Below are 18,423 nucleotides of genomic sequence, written 5' to 3' on the forward strand. Positions count from 1 at the left end.
CGTGGCGACCTTGGCTTTCGTCGTCGGCGGGTTCCTCCGCGAGTGATGCGAGCGAGAGGTGCCGCGCTTAGAGGTGTACAGTCCTTAGAAGTACAGTCCTAAAGAATTGGATCGGATCGTCGTGCTGTCTCAGTCCCGGCTCACCAAGCCGTCGCGTGTCTTCGACCGCGGCCCCGAGTGGAGCGCCCTCACCGCCTTCGTGAGCCGACCCCTGCCGCACGCCATGCTGGGCATCGTCAGCGGCAGACGGCGCATGGGCAAGACCTACCTCCTGCGGGCGCTCGTGGAACAGTGCGGCGGCTTCTACTTCGGTGCCACGGAGGCGACCGAGGCGGAGTCTCTTCGGCAGTTCAGCGCCGCCGTGGCGGAGTACACGGGTTCTCCGGTCCCCTTCTCCTTCGCCACGTGGGACGACGCGGTCTCCTACCTCTTCGGAGCCGCGGGTTCCGGGCGTCGGCCGACGGGCGGGCCGCATGCGGACGGCCCGTTCCTCGTCGTCATCGACGAATTTCCCTACCTGGTGAAGGTGGCTCCGGAACTGCCGTCGCTCATCCAGCGTGCGATCGACCGCTACCAGGCCGAGGAAAGCCGGTTGCGTCTGCTGCTCTGCGGTTCCGCCATGTCCGTCATGGGCGGCCTGCTGGCCAGCAGCGCGCCGCTGCGCGGGCGGGCCCAGCTCGAACTCGTCGTACGGCCCTTCGGGTATCGGGCCGCGGCGGACTTCTGGGGCAGCGCCGCCGCCCCCGCGCTCGCCGCCCGGTTGCACGCGGTGCTCGGCGGTACCCCCGCCTACCGCCGGCAGTTCCTCGCGGATGACGTCCCCTCGGATCTCGGTGAGTTCGACGAGTGGATCTGCCGCACGGTCCTCTCGCCCTTCAGTCCTCTCTTCCGGGAGGCGCGGTACCTCCTGGCCGAGGAGGCCGACATCCGCGACCCGGCGCTCTATCACTCCGTACTGGCCGCTGTGGCGCAGGGCAACACGACACGTGGCGGCATCGCGAGCTACATCGGCCGCAAGTCCGTCGACATCTCACACCCGCTCAACGTGCTGGAGGACAGCCACCTCCTGGCACGGGAAGCGGATGTCTTCCGGGCAGGCAAATCGCAGTACCGCATCACCGAACCCTTGATCAATTTCTACGAGGCGGTCATGCGCCCCGCATGGGCCCGGCTGGAGGGCGGGCAGGCCAGGGAAGTGTGGGCGCAGGCCGGGGAGCGCTTCACGGCCCAGGTAGCCGGCCCCCACTTCGAGGCGGTCTGCCGTGAGTATGTGCTGGGCCCCGGGCGTTCCCTGCTCAGCACGTCCTTGGGCGAGGTGGGAAGCGGAGTCGTGACCGACCCCAAGGAGCGCCGTCAGATCCAGGTCGATGTGGCCGTGGCCGAACAGGGATCCGGTGGGAACCGTCCTTCGGTGGCCCTGCTCGGCGAGGCGAAATGGGGCACGGTCATGGGACTTCCGCACCTTGAGCGCCTCGGCCGGGCGCGAGACCTGCTCGCCGGCCGGGGCATGGACGTAGCGCACTGCGGTCTGGCCTGCTTCAGCGCGGCGGGCTTCAGCGAAGCGCTGAGGGACGAGGCAGCACGTGGCGGGGTACTGCTGATCGGTCTCGACGAGTTGTACGGGCGGACCATGCCGAGCGGGTTCCTGCCCTAGATGAAGGAGTCCGACGTCCGATGTCTTCAGTGGTCGTAGGCGATCAGTGAGCGTTTGACCGTTGCTCCGGTGTGCCAGTTGTGCCGGATCGCGGTGGCCAGGGCCAGCAGGCGTTGGGCGGTGCGGGGGGGGAAGACTCCGCCCGGGGTTCTGCTGCCGTGCTGTTCCAGGCTGAGCCGACCTTCTTGGAGAGGGAGTTGTCCACAGCCTGTGGAGAAATCTGGCGGTGCGAGATGCCGCTGCCGGCGACGCCGGAACCTTCACCGGCGCGACGGGAACTCCGGCGGCACCGGTGGTCGTTCTCTGACCAACCGGCCGATTCCGGACCGAAGCCCCGGACCCGGCGGTCCCGGACATCGCACCTTGACCCGAGAACAGCGAACAGGCAACGGAGACCGATCCCAGACCCGGGCGAAGGACCGGACGGTGACGCGCACCCCCCTGCCCGCCGCACCCGAGAGGGAAGGACCCCACCCCACCCGAGCGCGGCATCGCGCGTCGCCGTCCGGCTTCCGGCGCTCCCGCCCCGGTTCCTCATGACCCTGAGGAATATCGGCGCCGAACGGGCGACCCGCACTCGCCGAGGGCTCCCGTCACCGAAACCCTCGCCGTCCCCTCACGGCGAATCGCTACCCGCAAGCGTGATCAAACGGACACGTGACGTCAACACCCGATCGGGGATTTACTACTTACGCCCGTTTTACCGTGGGCGCGCAGTGAAGCACGGCGGGGCGCACAACCCCCTGGGCCAGCCACGCACCGGGGGAGACACCCCCCACAGGGCCGTTCCCTCGTCCCACCAGGGCTATACAGCCTCGTAGGCCAGCCCTTCCAGCCCGTCGAACCCCTCGAATCCCGCGAAGTCCTCGTAGCCCACCCCGCCCCCGCAGGCCAGCCGGGCCTCGGCCCGCTCGCAGCGGTCCAGTTCGCACCACACGCGCTTGCCGTCGCCCTCGCGGCTCCAGCCCCAGCGGTCGGCGAGCCCGTCGACCAGGGCGAGCCCGCGGCCCCCCGTCTCCTCACCGTCCGCGCAGCGGGGCACCGGCGCCCGCTCACTGCTGTCCGCCACCTCCAGGCGGACCGTGGCCGCGTCGGCGGCCTCGCACGGCAGGGACAGCCTCAGCACGGCCGTACAGCCGGTGTGCACCACGGCGTTGGTGACCAGTTCGGAGACCAGCAGCACCAGGATCTCCGCGAGCGGTTCGTCGGCCTCTATCCCCGAGCCGGCGAGCCGCGAACGGGCCCACCTCCGGGCTCGCCCCACCTCCGCGGGGTCGGGCCGGACCTCCAGCTGCACTTGAAGCACCTGCACCGCTCACACCATCCGAACCGGCGGACACCAAGGCTCACGCCTCACGAGGGCCACGATCGTAGCCATTTTCTGCATGCGCAGAACAACGGCCTGAGCAAGGTTCACGGAACGTGAATCCCTTACGGGACAGCTTGATTGACGCGTCGTCGCCCCAACAAGCGCTTCAGGCATATTCCAGCGTGAAGGAGTACCCGTGCGGCATACTGTGCGACGCTCGCCGGGAGGGGTCGACACGGCGGGGGCACAACGGCCTTCCGCCTCGCGAGCAGCGGCGCGCACGGCCCGGTCCCGGGTTGCCCCAGGAATCACACCGGTATGGCTCGTGCTCGGAACCCCTCGCATTTCACACAAGGTACCCGAGCCGACCGACCGTTCCGGCCGTTGCGCGGCCCGCGCAGGACACAACCCGATATCAACGCTCTGTGACACCGGGATGCCACGATCCGCGACATCGCGGGGCGCTCTCAACCCGCCGGCGCCACCAGATCCGCGGCGAGCAGCTCCGCCGCCCGCGCTCCCCCACCCGCCCGACGCTCCCGCGGCCAGGCCCGCTTCAGATGCAGCTGCACCTCCGATTCCCAGGTGAAGCCCATACCGCCGTGCACCTGACGGCAGTCGCGGGCGCCCCGGACGGCCGTCTCGTCGGCGAGCAGCCGGACCGCCGGCGATGTCCACCGGGTCGCCCGTCACGGCCGCCGCGTACACCGCCGCGCGGGCCACCTCGACCCGCACCAGCATGTCCGCGCGCAGCTGCCGCACCGCCAGGAACGCCCCCGATCGGCCGACCGAACTGCACCCGCACCCGGGCGTGTTGCACGGCCGGCCCACCGGTCCGCCCAGCACTGCCGAGCTGATGCTCCTGGCCGAAGGAGCGCATGTGGCCCAGCGTGAAGGTGATCCCGACGCTGCGGCCGCTCGCGGGCGGCGGGATCGTGGACGGGGAGGTGCGGCTGCGCGGGGAGGCGGTGTGCCGGGGCTATCCGGACGCGGTCGGCGAGGTCGCGGTGATCGGGCTGCCGGACGCCGAGCGCGGCGAACTGGTCTGCGCGGTGGCGGAACGGCCGCCGGGGGCACCGGCGCTGACGCCGGGGGAGATGACCTCGTATCCGCGCGGAAGGGCCGGCACCTCGCGAACTGCCGGAGCGGCTGGAGGTGGTGGACGCCCTTCCGCGCAACGAGACACTGCCCGCAAGGTACTCAAGTACAGGCTGCGCGAACGGTACGGGCCCGGGTGCCTGGATGTCAGGGGTGCCAGGCGGGTGCCACGCGTGCCGGAGGCTGCCCCGGCACCGTGAAGCGGCGAGGCATGCTCCGGGACCGTGAAGCGGCGGAGCTTGTTGCGGACCCTGAAACAGCGGAAGTTACTCCGGGACCGTGAAGTAGCGGGCGAACGCGTGGACGACCTCGTCCTCGCCGACCCGGCCGTCCCCGTCCGCGTCCAGCGCGGTGGCGGCGGCGCGGCACATCTCGTCCCGGACGCCCAGGATGCGCAGTACGCGCGCGGTCTCCTCGACCGTGACCGCACCGTCACCGTCGGTGTCGGCGACCGCGAGGGCCGTGTGCAGGAAGGGGCGGGCGATCTCGGCGAACCGGTCGGGGTTGTCGCGCAGCCGCTTGACGGCGCCGCCCACGAACTCCTCGCGGCTGATGCGCTGATCTCCGTCCCGGTCCGCTATTCCGGCCATGCCCTGCCAGAACGCCTCCGCGCCGGCGTACAGCGCCTGGCCCTTGTCGGAGCGGGCCGCCGTGCCGAACTCAGTGAGCAGCGCCTTGGCCGCCCCGCTGAAGTCCTCACGGTCGATGTAGCCGTTGCCGTCCTGGTCGAAGGTGGCGAATCGGGCCGCGATCCTGCGCTCGTACTCGCTGCTGACCATGTCTCTTAGGGCCGCCTTACGTCACGTGGGGTGCATCCGTGCTGGAGCGTACGACGTCAGCGGCGCTCGCGGAGCGGGAAAACGACGGTTGTGCCAAGACCGAGGGAATTTTGGAACAACGGTGTGGCCCCCGCGACGGCCCGTGCTCAGGCCGTGACCGGGCTCTCCGTGACGGCCGCGGCGAGGTCGGGCTGGACGTCGAACAGGCGGCGCACCCCCAGGGTGTTGATCACACGGTTGACGTGTGCGCCCGCGCCCGCGCCCGCGCCGATCCCGTCGGCGGGCAGGATCAGCCGCAGCCGTCCCTGACAGGAACGCAGCAGCCGGCGGGCGGCGATCAGCACGCCGACCCCGCTGGAGTCGCAGAACACCACGTCGGAGAGGTCGACGACCACTCGGTGCCGGCCCTCGGCGACCGCGTCGTGCACCCGTTGCCGCAGCGTGGGTGAGGTCGCCATGTCGAGTTCGCCCGACACCCGCAGCACGATCCATCCGCCGTGCTCCTCGCCGGTCACTTTGAACGCCACCACCATGCCCTTCGCTCGCCGGAACCCCCGGACCGCCGGACAACCGGAAGCCGTCGCTACGCTTCCCTGCCGCACGGCTGCCCAGCCGCCGTTCCCTGAAACACTCCACCGAAAACGAAAAGCAGTCGATAAGGGCTTGTTTCAGTCGGCTTCGATCCTGTTCGATCGTATTTGTTATGCGTCTGATCATTCGGGCGGTGGGTAGGCGAGACAGAAGCCGTGAGGTGTACCAAAGGTCGCCGGACATCCACGGCCCGTCAGGGGCGCGCGTTGCCACAAAGGGGCGTGTGTTGTCAGACGTGCCGACTACATTCGAGAGCAAGGCAGGCGCACGCTGATCACGGCACGGACACCGGCACGGGGAGGGGGCCGCATGGGGCAGAAGGGCGCACCGCTGCGCTGGGACCGCAAGATGCAGCAGCGGCTCGCACGCGGCGAGGCCGCGGCCCTGGGCGAGCTGTACGACCGCTTCGCCTCCCTCGTCCACGGCCTCGCACACCGCGTCGTCGGCGACGAGCGGGCGGCCGACGGCATCACCCGCGATGTCTTCGCCCACGTCTGGGAGCACCCCGACGCCTACGACCCCAGACAGGGCCCGCTGCGCACCTGGGTCGCGGCGCTCACCCACCGCCTCGCCGTGCAGCGGCTGCGCGCCGCCGGGACCGCCGCGCTCGCCGAGGACGGGGGTGGCGCGGCGCAGGCGGAGGAGCTGGAGCGTACGGTCCGCAGCGCCTCGGTCGCCGCCCGCGCCGACTACATCGTGCAGGCCATGCCCGCGCCTCTGCGGGCCGCCCTGGAGCTGGCCTACTTCCAGCGCCGTGACTACCGCCAGACCGCGACCGACCTCGGCGTCACCGAGGACGAGGCCCGACGCCGCCTGCGCCTCGGCCTGCAACTGCTCGCCACCGCCCACGAGGCCGGCTCCCCCGGCGCCCCGCCCGGGTACGGAGGTGCGGCATGAGCACGTACGACGAACCCGGCGGACCCGGCGACCACGACGAGCCGGAGGAGAAGACCGGCGACGAGTTCTCACCGGGGGTGCCTGCGGACGACACCGAGGCGAGCGGGGGCGCTGGCGCTGGCGCTGGCACGGGAGTGGCCACAGGCATGGGCATGGGCATGGGCGGGGGCCCGGACGCGCAGACGGACGCCGGGACGGGAACGGACGCGGACGCAAGCGCGGACGTCGGCACGGACCGGCATCCGAAGACGGGCACGAACATGGGCACCGGCTGGGAGGCGGATGCCGACGCCGACACGGAAGCGGACGCCGGGACGGGCGCTGGAACGGGGACAGACGCGGACACGGGCGTCGGCGCGGACGCGCACCCGAACACCGGCACGGACGCGGAGACGGACACCGAGACGGCGACGGACACCGGCACGAGCACGGACACCGGCACGGAGGCAGCCCCCGACCCCGCCAGCCCCACCGGCACCCGCACCGATCACGAGTCGCCCCGCGCTCCCCGCATACCCCTCCCCCGGGCCTCCGTGGAGGACGGCGGCGGGTCGTTGCCGGACCTCGCCGACCCGGGCGTGGCCGATCCCCCGCCCGCGCTGGAGCACCGCGTGCTGAAGTCGCTGCTCGGCGCGTGGGCGCTGGCCGCCTGCTCGCCGGAGGAGGCCAGGGCCGTGGAAGAGCATCTCGGCACCTGCGGCACCTGCGCCGACGAGGCGCTGCGGCTGCGCGGGGCGGTCGGGCTGCTGCACCCGCCCGAGACCCTCGACCTGGACCCCGCGCTGCGCACCCGCGTCCTCGACCACTGCCTCGACCGGCGCCCGCCGCGCATCCCGGTGCCGGTCTGGGCGAAGGCGTACGACGCCGAGGCGGCGCGGCTGGACGCCCTGCTCCAGGACTTCGGGGACGCGGAATGGCACGCGCGGGTGCGGCTGCGCTGGTTCGACGGCACGGAGGCGACGAGCCGGCGGACCACGGTCGCGGGCGTCATCACGCATCTCCTGGCGGTGGACGGCCTGATCGCCCTCGCCCTCGGACTGAAGGACCCGCTGGGCACGGCGCCGGAGGGCGTCACCACCCCGGCGGCGCGTACGGAGGCGTACTGGCGGGCGTCCCATTTCCCGCCGACCCGGTCGGTGCGCGGGCCCTGGCGGGAGCAGGTGCACGGCATCGTGCGGACGGTGGCGTTCACCGGCGGCGGCGCCGGGAAGCTGGCGGTGTCGTACGGCGACTTCGCGCTGCCGCTGCATGACGCGATGACCGACCGGGCGTTCGAGTGCTGGGTGCACGCCGAGGACATCGCGGAGGCCGTGGACTATCCCTACGACCCGCCGTCGCCCCGCTATCTGCACGGCATGATCGACCTCGCGGCCCGGATGCTGCCCAGTGCCCTCGCGGCGCGTCGCCAGGCCGGGCTGTCGGCGCCGCCCGGCGACGCCGCCCGCCATCTCGTCACCGCGGGCGAGCCGGGCCGTAGCCTGCGGCTGGAGATCGAGGGCCTGGGCGGCGGTGAGTGGATGATCCCGCTCGACTCCCCCGGCGCGGTCGGCTCCGCCGAGCACGAGGTGGCCCATGTCGCCCTCGACGGGGTCGAGTTCTGCCACCTCGCCGCCGGGCGCATCCCGCCGGAGGAAGCGGTGGCGGGCCAGTTGGGCGACCGCGCGGCGATCAGGGAGGTGCTGTTCGCCACGGCGGGGTTGAGCAGGTTGTGAGTGGAGTGCGGGGAGTGGGGGGGCGGGCCGGGGCGTATCACTCACCCGCGTGTGCGGGGTGCCCGCAGCTACGGCAGAGGGACGGCGAATGGCGACGCCGGACGACCTCAACCCCCTAGGGGCGCGGGGAACTGCGCGACCAGCCCCCACTCACCCGCACCCTCAGACGAACCAGAACCGCCCCCACACCACCTAGGCGAACACAACCGTCCGTCGCCCATTGACCAGAATCCGCCGCTCCGCATGCCACTTCACGGCCCGCGCCAGCGCCTGGCACTCCACGTCACGTCCCACCGCCACCAGCTGATCGGGCGTGACATCGTGCCCCACCCGCTCGACCTCCTGCTCGATGATCGGCCCCTCGTCGAGATCGGCGGTCACATAGTGGGCCGTCGCGCCGATCAGCTTCACGCCCCGCGCATGTGCCTGGTGATACGGCTTCGCGCCCTTGAAGCTCGGCAGGAAGGAGTGGTGGATGTTGATGATCCGCCCGTTCAGCTGCTTGCAGAGATCGTCGGAGAGGACCTGCATGTAGCGGGCCAGCACCACCAGCTCCACGCCCTCCTCGCGGACGATCTCCAGCAGCCGCGCCTCCGCCTCCGCCTTGGTGTCCCGGGTCACCGGAATGTGGTGGAAGGGAACGCCGTACGAGGACACCAGCTCGGCGAAGTCCGTGTGGTTGGACACCACCGCGGCGATCTCCACCGGCACCGCCCCGGTGCGCGCCCGGAACAGCAGGTCGTTCAGACAGTGCCCGAACTTGCTGACCATGAGGACGACCCGCATCTTCTCGTCGGCCCGGTGGATCTGCCAGTCCATCTGGAAGGAGTCCCCGATCGCCGCGAAGCTCGCCCGCAGCTTGTCCACCGTCACCGGCGGCTCCGCCGAGAAGTGCACGCGCATGAAGAACAGACCCGTGTCATGGTCGCCGAACTGCTGACTGTCCTCGATGTTGCAGCCGGTCATGAAGAGATAGCTCGACACGGCGTGCACAATGCCCTGTTTGTCCGGGCAGGAAAGGATGAGGACGTACTGATCGGCGGGCGCCGCGGCTCGGCTGGGGGGCTGCTCGTTCATGCAGCACAGGGTCCCATACACCACCGGCCACAGCGCAGGCGTCCGGGCACCGGAACGCCGGAGGGTCCGGTGGGCTCACGCCGACCGGGTGAGGATCCGCAGCACCTCAAGGGTGCGCGGCGGCGTGTCGGGGTCCTCGCCGTCGCTCACGGCCATCCGTACATGCGCGTCGCGCGCCGCCCGCAGCGCCTCCGGCCAGGAGGGATGGTCGACGTAGGAGGAGACGGGGGCGTCCGGGCCGACCTGGTGCATGATCCGCAGCACGCGCAGCACGGCGGTGTCGACCAGCGCGGCCTCCTGCGAGTCGCGGAATATCGTGCCGACGTATTTCTCGGCGGACCAGTTGTCCAGCCAGGTGTCCTCGACCAGGCGGTACACGGCGTCGGTGACGTCCCCGTACCCCTCGACCCCGGCCAGCCAGACGTCCCGCTGGAAGGCGGGGTCGGAGAGCATGTGCAGCGCGGAGCGCACATTGGTGCGCCAGCGCCACCACGGCATGTCGTTGAGCGGCATGCCGCCCATGGTGGAGGAGCGACGGGCGCGACGGGAAGCGTTCTCCGAACCTTGCACGGTCACCGATCGTACGTTCCTCACCCACCGCCCCGAACCTCCCCCCGTAATTCACCCGCGCGTCACCACATATTGACCACGGGTCACGCCCTGGTTAGTGATGTGGCGGAATCGTGCGGATCCATGACCGGCAGGCGTCTCCCCCGAAGCACCTTTCCCCCCGCCTCACTCGCCTCACCTCTCACCACACCTCGCTCCTCCCCTCTCGCCTCACCTCGCTCCTCGGCCAGAGCCCGTGTCCGTGCGGCAGCCGCCCTCGTGGCGTGTGCCTCGCTCACCGTGGGCTGCGGTGCCATCCCCGGCCTCCCCGGCGGCGACGGCACCGACGAGATCACCGTGATGACCTGGGCCCCGGAGCAGACCGACGCGACCAACAAACCGGGCATGCCCGCCTTCGCCAGTGCCTACGCCCGCTGGATCAACGCCAACGGCGGCCTCGGCGGTCGCACCCTGCGCGTACTGACCTGCAACGACCACAACGACAGCGTCGGCGCCGCCGCCTGTGCCCGGCGCGCGGTCAAGGAGGGGGCGGTCGCCGTGATCGGCTCCTACAGCCAGCACTCCGACTCCTTCTTCCCCATCCTGGAGGGCTCCGGCATCCCCTACATAGGCGGCTACGGCACCACCAGCGACGAGTTCACCTCCCCGCTCTCCTACCCCGTCAACGGCGGCCAGCCGGTACTGCTGGCCGGACTCGGCAACGAGCTGGCGAAGGAGTGCGACACCACCGTCCTGGTACGTCCCGACACCATCGCCGGCGACGAGCTGCCGACCCTGCTCAACGCGGGCCTGACCGCCGGCGAGCGCGCGGACGCCGGCGATGTGCGCGCTCCGGAGGACGCCACCGCGTACGCCTCCGCCTCCCAGCAGGCACTGGAACAGGCCACCGCCGACGACCTCGGCACCGGCTGTGTGGTGCCCGCCCTCGGCGACCGCACCAGCACCTTCATGGACTCCTTCCGCCGGGTCCGCGAGGACTACCCGGACGTGGCCACCGGCACCGTGCTCGGCAGCGTCGACCAGACCGTGATAGACGCCTCCGGCGGCGCGTCCGGCCCCTACGAGGGGTCGTACGTCACCAGCTGGTACCCCGGGGCGACCGACCAGCGCTGGGACGCGATGAAGAAGGTGATCAGCGAGCAGGCGTTCACCGACACCCGGATCGACCCGACCGACGCGGGCGTGCAGACCACCTGGATCGCCTACACGGTGTTCAAGGCGGTGATCGACGAGATCGGCGACGGCGAGGTGAACGCCGACACCGTGCGCCGCGCGCTGGACTCCGGCATGAAGATCGACACCGGTGGGCTGACCCCCCAGCTGCGCTGGCAGTTCTCCGACAAGCTGGGCAAGGTCGGCTTCCCGCGCCTGGTCAACGCCAACGCGACGCTCCAGGTGGTGCGCGAGGGTCAGCTGGTCGCGGCCCGCGACGGCTTCATCGACGTGACCGCGACCCTGTCCAACGCCGAGACGAGCTGAGCCGCACCCGAGCGGTACCCGAGCCGTGTCCGACCGTGGCGAACGGCACCCCCGGCCCCGCTGTCACAGCTGGGTCGGGGTCCGCTCGGTCAGCCCGTACTGCCCCGCAATCGTGTTCCACAGCGCCGCCGCCTTCTCCTTCTCGGCGGTCGCCGTGCCGCTCGCCTCATTGCCGGCCTGCGTCTGGTCGGTGGACTCGGCCTGCCCCTTGGAACAGGACTTCTTGTCCGCGGCGACCTGGTCGGCCCAGGAGGCGTAGTGGTTGTCGGCGGACGCCGACGCCTGCCACGCCTTGGTGAGCGCGGTGGTCAGCGCGGACTGGTCCGGCAACCGGTCGACGGACAGCGCGGCCAGCTTCGTGACCAGATCGGTGCGCTGATTGGCCGCGTCCCGCAGATCCGTGGCCGCCTGGGCGAGGTTCTTGCACGCCTTCACGTCCGCGACCGCGTTGATCACCGCGGTCCGGCTGGCGCCGCTGTCCGCCAGCAGCTTGTCCAGCTCCACGGCCTGGGCCTGTGCCGGATCGGCGGACGGCGAGGCCGACGGCGACGCCGACTCCTCGTCCGTCGCGGGCGCGGTCGCCGACACCGTCTTCGGCGCGCTGTCGTCACCGCCGCCGGAACTCATCAGCGCGCCCGCGCCGACCCCGACGACCGCGATCGCGACCCCGGCCGCCGCGAACAACGGCACCTTCGAGCCCGTACGACCGCCCCGGCGCCCCCCGTCGTCCCGCCCGGCCCGCCTGCCCCGGCCGCCGGACCCGTCGTACGACACCGCCGCCGGACCCGGACCGGCGGGGCCGCCCGGCCCGCCGTGCTGCGGCTGCTGGATGCGGGGCATCTGCTGGGTGGACGCGGCGGGGCTGTCGCCCGGCTCGTCCCGGAAGAGACCCGCGAACTCGGCCGGCGGTCCCGCCGGGCCCCCACCGTCGGTGACCGGCGCAATGAACTGCGTGGCCTCCGCGTCGGGCCCCCCACCGCCCTGCGGCTGCTGCCGCGGAGCGGTACCCAGATACGTCGTCGTCTCCCCCGGCCGCTCGGCCGGCCCCCCGCCCGCCGGCACCTCGGGCGGCAGCGCCCCCGGCCCGACCGGCGGCAGGAACTGCGTCGCCGCGGCGGCCGAATCCCCGCCCGCCCCCGCCGGAGCCGCCGGAACCGGCGGAATGAACTGCGTGGCCCCCTCGTCACCGGCCGGCATCGCAGCGGCACCGCCCGGCCCGGCCTGCACCGGCGGCAGAAACTGCGTCGCCGCATCCTGCGCGGGCGGCAGCGCGGCCCCCTGGGGATGAACGGGCGGCAGGGCGTGATCATGGACGGACGGCAGCGGCGGCGGCTGGACGGCCGACGGAGCCTGCGGCCCCGGGGCGGCGTACGGCCCCTGTGCCTGGTAGGCGGGGCCGCCCCCGCCGTACGCGGAGCCATCGCCGCCGTACGCGGGCCCGGCGCCGGGCCCGGGGGTGGGGCCGCCGTACGACGCCCCGCCACCTCCCTGCGGCGCCGGTCCACCGCCGTACGGAGCCGGCTCACCCCCGTACGCCTGACCGCCGTACGTATTGCCGCCGTATGTCTGCGCCCCCTCCGGCGGAAGCGGGCCGGGGTGCTGCGCCGGCGGGGCGGAAGGGACCGTCAGGGCGGTCCACGGGCCGGGGTCCGGCTGGGCGCCGCCCCACTGCCCGCCCTGCCCGCCCGGGCCGGTCTGCGGGCCCTGCTGCGGCTGCGAGGTCTGCTGAGAATGCTGTGGCTGATGCGGGTGATGCGGCTGATGCGGTTGCTGCTGTTGCCAGGGCTGGTCGGCCGGTGGGGCCGTCGGGCGGTCCGGGCCCCAGGGCTGGTCCCATGCCTGGGCGCCTTGCGGCGCCGAAGCGGGTATCGCGGCCCCGGGCGGGACGGGCGCGGGGCCCCCCGGCTGGTTCAGCGTGCCCGGGAGCAGGGGCTCACCGCCGTCCGAGGGCAGCACGATGCCTTCGTGCGCGGGCCGCGCCGAGGGCTCCTCGCCCTGTCCACTCTGCGTCACCGGGACTCCTACGAATGGGGGACCTTCGGGATCGTCGGCTCACGCTACCGGGTCCTTCGAGCCCGGTGCCACGCAGCACAGGACGTGACCTGCCGCCCTGTGACCGGCGTTACCCGACCGGCCCCCGCCGGGCCGGTGCTGTCACCTCCCGTTCGGGAAGCCCGCGTTCCCCGCGCGTAGCACGCGCGCGCGGGGCTCCGTCCACGCGGACCGTCACGCGGCCTGCTGAAGATCCAGCCGGGCCCCGAACTCCCTGACGACCGGCTCCTCCTGGTACGGCTCCAGCCGCTGCTGGAAGTCCTCCAGATACTCGGCGCCCCGGTTGGAGCGCAGCGACCCGAGCAGTTCCACGGCCTTCAGCCCCGTACTGCACGCCTCCTCGATCTCCCGCTTCTGCACCTGCGCGGTGGCCAGCAGCACATAGCCGATCGCCCGGCGGCGGGCCCGCCCCGGCGGGTGCCCGGCGAGGGACTCCTGGGCGCACCGGGCCGCCGCGTCGGCCTGGCCGAGGTCGCGGTGGCAGTGCGCCAACTCGTCGGAGAGATACGCCTCGTCGAAGTGCGCGATCCACACCGGGTCGTCACCGGCCTCCGGTTCGGCCCGCTCCAGGGCGTCGACGGCCCGCCCGGACGCGGTCTGGGCGGAGCGCGCGTCGCCGAGCAGAGCGTGCCCGCGTGCCTCGGCGGCGTGGAACATCGCCTCCGCGCGCGGGGTGACCTGCCCGCGCGCCCCTTCCTGCGCCGCGCGCGCCAACTGGGAGATCTCGCGCGGGTTTCCGAGCTGGGCGGCGAGATGGCTCATGGACGCGGCCAGCACATAGCCGCCGTACCCGCGGTCGCCCGCGGCCTGGGCGAGCCGCAGCGCCTGGATGTAGTAGCGCTGGGCGAGCCCCGGCTGGCCGGTGTCGACGGCCATGTACCCGGCCAGTTCGGTCAACCGGGCGACGGCGGCGAACAGTTCCCGTCCGACCGCCTCCCGGTAGGAGCCGGCCAGCAGCCCGGAGACCACGCTGTTGAGGTAGTGCACGACGACCGGGCGCACATGCCCGCTCCCGTACTGGTGGTCCAGGTCTACGAGGGCCTGCGTCATGGCCCGTACGGCGGCCACGTCGGACAGGCCCACGCGCGGGCCCGCCGAGCGGGCGACCTGGGTGTCCGGCGAGGAGATCAGCCAGTCCCGGCTGGGTTCGACCAGCGCCGAGGCGGCGACGGAGGAGCCGGACAGGAAGTCCCGGCGCCCCACGTCGCTGCGCCACAGCTCGCAGACCTGCTCGATGGCCCCCAGTACCGTCGGCGAGAACTGGAGACCGACACCCGAGGCGAGGTTCTTGCCGTTGGCCATGCCGATCTCGTCGATCGTGACCGTACGGCCGAGCTTGCGGCCGAGTGCCTCGGCGATGATCGCCGGGGCCCGGCCCCGCGGCTGCTGTCCACGCAGCCAGCGGGCCACGGACGTCTTGTCGTAGCGCAGATCGAGTCCGTGCTCGGCGCCGCACATGTTGACCCTGCGGGCCAGCCCTGCGTTCGAGCAGCCCGCTTCCTGGATGAGCGCTTGCAGCCGTTCATTGGGCTGCCGCGCGACGAGCGGCCTAGCGGCCATGGGCCTACCCCCTGCTTTCTGGCGACAACGGTGCTTGCCCGCGCACCTGGTTGACGTGATTTCCTGACCGGCTCTCGAAAATTTCCGGCCGTGAAGATCAATGCCCCGTGGACATACCGCTAATGCGAGACATGCGAGTATTGCCGGGGTAAAAGCGGATGGCACCCCACATCTGGCTACCCAGGTCCCGCCGCGGATCCTCCCGCGCGCCCCCAACTGTGCACCGATGCGCCCCGGACGCTGGACCGATGCCCCTCCCCGGCGCGCGAAACGGCCGTAACCCGCGATTAGCCTGGTAGTTGTGTTGAACGTGGAAGATACGATCCCGGGCACCAAAGCCGCAGAAATCCCGCAACAGCGTGGGGAATCACTGCTGGAGACCGCCGTCCGCTATGCAGAGGAACGCCACTGGGACGTGTTCCCCGGCACCTGGCTGGAAGACGTCGACGGGGTGCAGCGCTGCTCATGCGCCGACCTCGCGTGCGATGCGCCCGGTGCGCACCCCGCGCGCCCCGACTGGGCGGGCCAGGCGACCGGCAGCGCGACCGTCGCCCGCCGGATGTGGCAGAAACAGCCGACCGCGTCGATCCTGCTGCCGACCGGCCGCACCTTCGACGCGCTCTCCGTCCCGGAGACGGCGGGGTTCCTGGCGCTGGCGCGGATGGAGCGGATGCAGTTGACGCTGGGGCCGGTGACCTTGACGCCGGACCGGCGGATGCGGTTCCTGGTGCTGCCGGGCGGCGCGGCGAAGGTGCCGGATCTGGTGCGCAAGCTGGGGTGGCTGCCGTCGTCCCTGGACCTGGTGGCGCTGGGCGAGGGCGGGTACGTGGCGGCGCCGCCCACGCGGTTCGGGTCGCGGGGGGCCGTGCAGTGGGCTTGCCGCCCGACTCCGGCCAATCGGTGGCTGCCGGATGCGGAGGAGTTGATCTCGGCGTTGGCGTATGCGTGTGGGCGGGATCGGTAACGCGTTTTCCTCTACCTGGTTGATCTTCAGAGGCGGCTGTCCCTGGTGGGTGGTCGCCTCTCGTCTGCCCTGTTGATGTTGATATGCGGCTTCCCGCCCGATGTGGTTGTTCGCGCAGTTCCCCGCGCCCCCAAAGGGGGCGGATGGGTGCACGTAGGGTGCGGGGCATGACCTCTGCTGTTCGGATTGTCGGTCTTTGGAAGCGGTTCGGGGACCAGATTGCCGTTGGGGGGATCGATCTCGATCTACCTGCCGGGAAGTTCATCGGGCTGGTGGGGCCCAATGGGGCCGGGAAGACCACCACGCTGTCGATGGTGACCGGGCTGCTGCGGCCCGATCAGGGGTCCGTCGAGATCGTCGGGCACGATGTGTGGCGCGATCCGGTGGAGGTCAAGGCCCGGATCGGGGTGCTGCCGGAGGGGCTGCGGCTCTTCGAGCGCCTGTCGGGCCGCGAACTCCTCGCCTATACGGGGCGGCTGCGCGGGCTGCCGGGGGACGAGGTCGACAAGCGGGCCGGCCAGCTGCTGGACGTGCTCGACCTGGCGGGCGCGCAGCACAAACTGGTCGTGGACTACTCGACCGGGATGCGCAAGAAGATCGGACTCGCCGCGGCGCTGCTGCACAACCCCGAGGTGCTGTTCCTGGACGAGCCGTTCGAGGGCGTGGACCCGGTCTCCGCGCAGACCATCCGGGGCGTCCTGGAGCGGTACACCGCCTCCGGCGCGACCGTCGTCTTCTCCTCGCATGTGATGGAGCTGGTGGAGTCGCTGTGCGACTGGGTCGCGGTGATGGCCGCCGGGCGGATCCGGGCGCGGGGCCCGCTGGCCGAGGTGCGCGGGGACGCCCCGACCCTTCAGCAGGCGTTCCTGGAACTGGTGGGCGCGGGCGACAAGGACGCCTCCTCCGACCTGGACTGGCTGGGCGGCGGCGCCCGGTGACGGCCCTGACCTCCACCTTCGTACGGCTGAAGCTCTCGCTGTTGCGCAATGGGCTGCGGCAGTCCGGGGGGCGGCGGGCCGCGTTCATCTCGTCGGCGGTCGTGGCGCTGCTGTTCGCCGCGCTTCAGCTGCTCGGGCTGATCGCGTTGCGCGGGCACGCCCACGCCGACTCGGTGGTCGTGCTGCTGGTGGCCGTGCTGGGCCTCGGCTGGGCGGTGATGCCGCTGTTCTTCCCCAGCGGGGACGAGACGCTGGACCCGACCCGGCTGGTGATGCTGCCGCTGCGCACCCGGCCGCTGGTGCGGGCGCTGCTGGTGTCGTCGCTGGTGGGCATCGGGCCGCTGTTCACACTGCTGCTGCTGACCGGCTCGGTGATCGCGGTGGCGCACGGTCCGGCGGCGTACGTCGTCGCCGTGCCCGCGATCGGGGTGGGGCTGCTGGTGTGCGTGGCGCTCGCGCGGGCCGTCGCCGCCGCCAATATCCGGCTGCTGACCAGCCGCAAGGGCCGCGATCTGGCGGTGCTGAGCGGGCTGGTGATCGCGGTCGGGGCGCAGTTCGTCAACTTCGGGGTGCAGCGGCTGGGCAGCGCCGGGCTGGGGCAGCTCGACCCGGCGGCGGAGGTACTGCGCTGGATCCCGCCCGCGTCGGCGGTCGGCGCGGTGGACTCGGTGAGCGAGGGGGCGTACGGCACGGCGGCGCTTCAGCTCGGGCTCGGTGTGGCGGCGGTGGGCGCGGTGGTCGCGCTCTGGGCGCGGCATCTGAACCGGCTGATGACCTCGCCGGACGGCTCCACCCTCCAGGCGGCGAGCGAGAAGTCCGTACGGGACCGGTCGGCGAGCGGGCTCGCGCGGCTGCTGCCGGGCGGGCGGACCGGGACGGTGATGGAGCGCAGCCTGCGCTATGTGTGGCGGGATCCGAAGACCAAGGCGGCGTGGGTGACCTCGCTGGCCATCGGGCTGATCGTGCCGGTGTTCAACGCGTTGCAGGGCACCGGGTCGATCTACTTCGCGTGCTTCGCGGCCGGGATGCTCGGCATCCAGATGTACAACCAGTTCGGGCAGGACACGTCCGCGTTCTGGATCGTCGCGATGACCGTGTCGTCGACGCGGGACGCGTACGTCGAGCTGCGCGGGCGGGCGCTGGCCCTGCTGGTGATCACCCTGCCGTACGCCGCGTTCGTCACCGTCCTGACCACGGCCATGCTGGACGCCTGGGGGCGGCTGCCGGAAGTGCTGGGGCTGTCCTTCGCGCTGCTCGGCGCGATGCTGGCGACCGGGGCGTGGACGTCGGCCCGGTACCCGTACTCCATCCCGCAGGAGGGCTACAAGAACGTGGCTCCTGGGCAGAGTGGGCTGGCGTTCGTGTCCATCCTCGGGGGGATGGTGGCGGCGGCGCTGCTGTGTGCGCCGGTGATTGTCCTGGCGGTTCTTGCCCGCGTCAGCGCGGAGGGGGATGTGTGGGGGTGGCTGCTGTTGCCCGTGGGGACGGTGTACGGGGTGGGGGTGGCTTGGGTGGGGCTGCGGATGGCTGCGCCTCGGACGGCCCGGTATCTGCCGGAGATTTTGACGGCCGTCAGTAAGGGGTGACGGGGGTGCGACAGGGGGGCCGGGGCCGGTTCTTCGGGTGCGGGTGGGTGGGGGCTGGTCGCGGGGGGGGCCGCCCCCCCCAAACGACCACACACACCCCCGCCCCGCCCCCGGAGGCAGGGGGGGGGGGGGCGGGGGCCGCCGGCCCCCCGCCCGC

Annotated in this window: 14 protein-coding genes and 3 pseudogenes; 8 read left to right on the plus strand and 9 right to left on the minus strand. The window is 72.1% G+C overall.

Features of this window, described 5'->3' with window-relative positions:
- The first annotated feature begins 121 nt into the window (after nt 1-121).
- Entirely contained in the window at nt 122-1,654 is a 1,533-nt protein-coding gene (locus tag ACFRFC_RS09720) for an ATP-binding protein (RefSeq protein WP_383112604.1), read from the plus strand.
- 26 nt (nt 1,655-1,680) lie between these two features.
- Here the strand turns inward: ACFRFC_RS09720 and ACFRFC_RS09725 are convergent.
- The 3 genes and pseudogenes from ACFRFC_RS09725 to ACFRFC_RS09735 all read right to left on the minus strand — a co-directional run.
- Nucleotides 1,681-1,839, minus strand: a pseudogene (locus tag ACFRFC_RS09725) (IS982 family transposase); the annotation flags it as partial.
- 620 nt (nt 1,840-2,459) lie between these two features.
- Nucleotides 2,460-2,951: an ATP-binding protein gene (locus ACFRFC_RS09730; RefSeq protein WP_382684500.1), complete on the minus strand. Its 492-nt coding sequence runs from the start codon at nt 2,949-2,951 to the stop codon at nt 2,460-2,462.
- 479 nt (nt 2,952-3,430) lie between these two features.
- Nucleotides 3,431-3,819 (minus strand): annotated as a pseudogene (locus ACFRFC_RS09735) (acyl-CoA dehydrogenase family protein); the annotation flags it as partial.
- A 76-nt stretch (nt 3,820-3,895) separates the two neighbouring features.
- On the opposite strand from ACFRFC_RS09735, the pseudogene ACFRFC_RS09740 reads away from it, so the two are divergent.
- Nucleotides 3,896-4,261: pseudogene (locus ACFRFC_RS09740) on the plus strand (hypothetical protein); the annotation flags it as partial.
- Nucleotides 4,262-4,327: 66 nt separating this feature from the next.
- Here the strand turns inward: ACFRFC_RS09740 and ACFRFC_RS09745 are convergent.
- Together ACFRFC_RS09745 and ACFRFC_RS09750 are read right to left on the minus strand one after the other, a co-directional pair.
- Nucleotides 4,328-4,840 (minus strand): EF-hand domain-containing protein, encoded by a 513-nt coding sequence (locus tag ACFRFC_RS09745; RefSeq protein WP_382684288.1) that lies wholly within the window; start codon nt 4,838-4,840, stop codon nt 4,328-4,330.
- A gap of 146 nt (nt 4,841-4,986) precedes the next feature.
- The gene (locus ACFRFC_RS09750; protein WP_382684286.1) at nt 4,987-5,373 is read right to left on the minus strand and encodes an STAS domain-containing protein; all 387 of its coding nucleotides are present in this window, start codon (nt 5,371-5,373) and stop codon (nt 4,987-4,989) included.
- A 367-nt stretch (nt 5,374-5,740) separates the two neighbouring features.
- Between ACFRFC_RS09750 and ACFRFC_RS09755 the strand changes: the two genes are divergently transcribed.
- Nucleotides 5,741-6,328 carry a sigma-70 family RNA polymerase sigma factor gene (locus ACFRFC_RS09755; RefSeq protein ID WP_382684284.1) on the plus strand — a complete coding sequence of 196 codons (588 nt, stop codon included), beginning with the start codon at nt 5,741-5,743 and terminating at the stop codon, nt 6,326-6,328.
- A 260-nt stretch (nt 6,329-6,588) separates the two neighbouring features.
- Entirely contained in the window at nt 6,589-8,040 is a 1,452-nt protein-coding gene (locus ACFRFC_RS09760) for a zf-HC2 domain-containing protein (protein WP_382684497.1), read from the plus strand.
- Between the two features lie 192 nt (nt 8,041-8,232).
- Here ACFRFC_RS09760 and purU read toward each other — a convergent pair whose 3' ends face one another.
- The gene (purU, locus tag ACFRFC_RS09765; RefSeq protein ID WP_382684281.1) at nt 8,233-9,117 is read right to left on the minus strand and encodes a formyltetrahydrofolate deformylase; all 885 of its coding nucleotides are present in this window, start codon (nt 9,115-9,117) and stop codon (nt 8,233-8,235) included.
- A gap of 75 nt (nt 9,118-9,192) precedes the next feature.
- Entirely contained in the window at nt 9,193-9,693 is a 501-nt protein-coding gene (locus ACFRFC_RS09770) for a hypothetical protein (RefSeq protein ID WP_382684279.1), read from the minus strand.
- Between the two features lie 117 nt (nt 9,694-9,810).
- Here ACFRFC_RS09770 and ACFRFC_RS09775 point away from each other — a divergent pair, with 117 nt between their 5' ends.
- Nucleotides 9,811-11,166 (plus strand): ABC transporter substrate-binding protein, encoded by a 1,356-nt coding sequence (locus tag ACFRFC_RS09775; protein ID WP_382684276.1) that lies wholly within the window; start codon nt 9,811-9,813, stop codon nt 11,164-11,166.
- A gap of 63 nt (nt 11,167-11,229) precedes the next feature.
- Here the strand turns inward: ACFRFC_RS09775 and ACFRFC_RS09780 are convergent, their stop codons facing one another.
- Nucleotides 11,230-13,179 (minus strand): hypothetical protein, encoded by a 1,950-nt coding sequence (locus tag ACFRFC_RS09780; RefSeq protein WP_382684274.1) that lies wholly within the window; start codon nt 13,177-13,179, stop codon nt 11,230-11,232.
- Nucleotides 13,180-13,392: 213 nt separating this feature from the next.
- A complete protein-coding gene (locus ACFRFC_RS09785) occupies nt 13,393-14,778 on the minus strand; it encodes a transcriptional regulator (RefSeq protein WP_382684272.1) in 1,386 nt (461 codons plus the stop codon).
- Nucleotides 14,779-15,088: 310 nt separating this feature from the next.
- Here ACFRFC_RS09785 and ACFRFC_RS09790 point away from each other — a divergent pair, with 310 nt between their 5' ends.
- The 3 genes from ACFRFC_RS09790 to ACFRFC_RS09800 all read left to right on the plus strand — a co-directional run bounded on the left by ACFRFC_RS09790 (nt 15,089) and on the right by ACFRFC_RS09800 (nt 18,266).
- Nucleotides 15,089-15,742, plus strand: a complete 654-nt coding sequence (locus ACFRFC_RS09790; RefSeq protein WP_382684494.1) for a bifunctional DNA primase/polymerase — start codon at nt 15,089-15,091, stop codon at nt 15,740-15,742.
- A gap of 167 nt (nt 15,743-15,909) precedes the next feature.
- The gene (locus ACFRFC_RS09795; RefSeq protein ID WP_382684270.1) at nt 15,910-16,680 is read left to right on the plus strand and encodes an ABC transporter ATP-binding protein; all 771 of its coding nucleotides are present in this window, start codon (nt 15,910-15,912) and stop codon (nt 16,678-16,680) included.
- The gene (locus tag ACFRFC_RS09800; RefSeq protein ID WP_382684268.1) at nt 16,677-18,266 is read left to right on the plus strand and encodes a transporter; all 1,590 of its coding nucleotides are present in this window, start codon (nt 16,677-16,679) and stop codon (nt 18,264-18,266) included. Before ACFRFC_RS09795 ends, ACFRFC_RS09800 begins: the two co-directional genes overlap by 4 nt.
- The last annotated feature ends 157 nt before the right edge of the window (nt 18,267-18,423 follow it).

The sequence above is a fragment of the Streptomyces sp. NPDC056734 genome, assembly GCF_042790455.1.
In the GTDB taxonomy this organism is placed as follows: domain Bacteria; phylum Actinomycetota; class Actinomycetes; order Streptomycetales; family Streptomycetaceae; genus Streptomyces.

Coding starts and splice junctions, on each gene's coding strand:
- ACFRFC_RS09775 (WP_382684276.1), top strand. CDS start 9,811: ATGACCGGCAGGCGTCTCCCCCGAAGCACCTTTCCCCCCGCCTCACTC.
- ACFRFC_RS09745 (WP_382684288.1), bottom strand. CDS start 4,840: ATGGTCAGCAGCGAGTACGAGCGCAGGATCGCGGCCCGATTCGCCACC.
- ACFRFC_RS09795 (WP_382684270.1), top strand. CDS start 15,910: ATGACCTCTGCTGTTCGGATTGTCGGTCTTTGGAAGCGGTTCGGGGAC.
- ACFRFC_RS09750 (WP_382684286.1), bottom strand. CDS start 5,373: ATGGTGGTGGCGTTCAAAGTGACCGGCGAGGAGCACGGCGGATGGATC.
- ACFRFC_RS09755 (WP_382684284.1), top strand. CDS start 5,741: ATGGGGCAGAAGGGCGCACCGCTGCGCTGGGACCGCAAGATGCAGCAG.
- ACFRFC_RS09760 (WP_382684497.1), top strand. CDS start 6,589: ATGGGCACCGGCTGGGAGGCGGATGCCGACGCCGACACGGAAGCGGAC.
- ACFRFC_RS09785 (WP_382684272.1), bottom strand. CDS start 14,778: ATGGCCGCTAGGCCGCTCGTCGCGCGGCAGCCCAATGAACGGCTGCAA.
- purU (WP_382684281.1), bottom strand. CDS start 9,117: ATGAACGAGCAGCCCCCCAGCCGAGCCGCGGCGCCCGCCGATCAGTAC.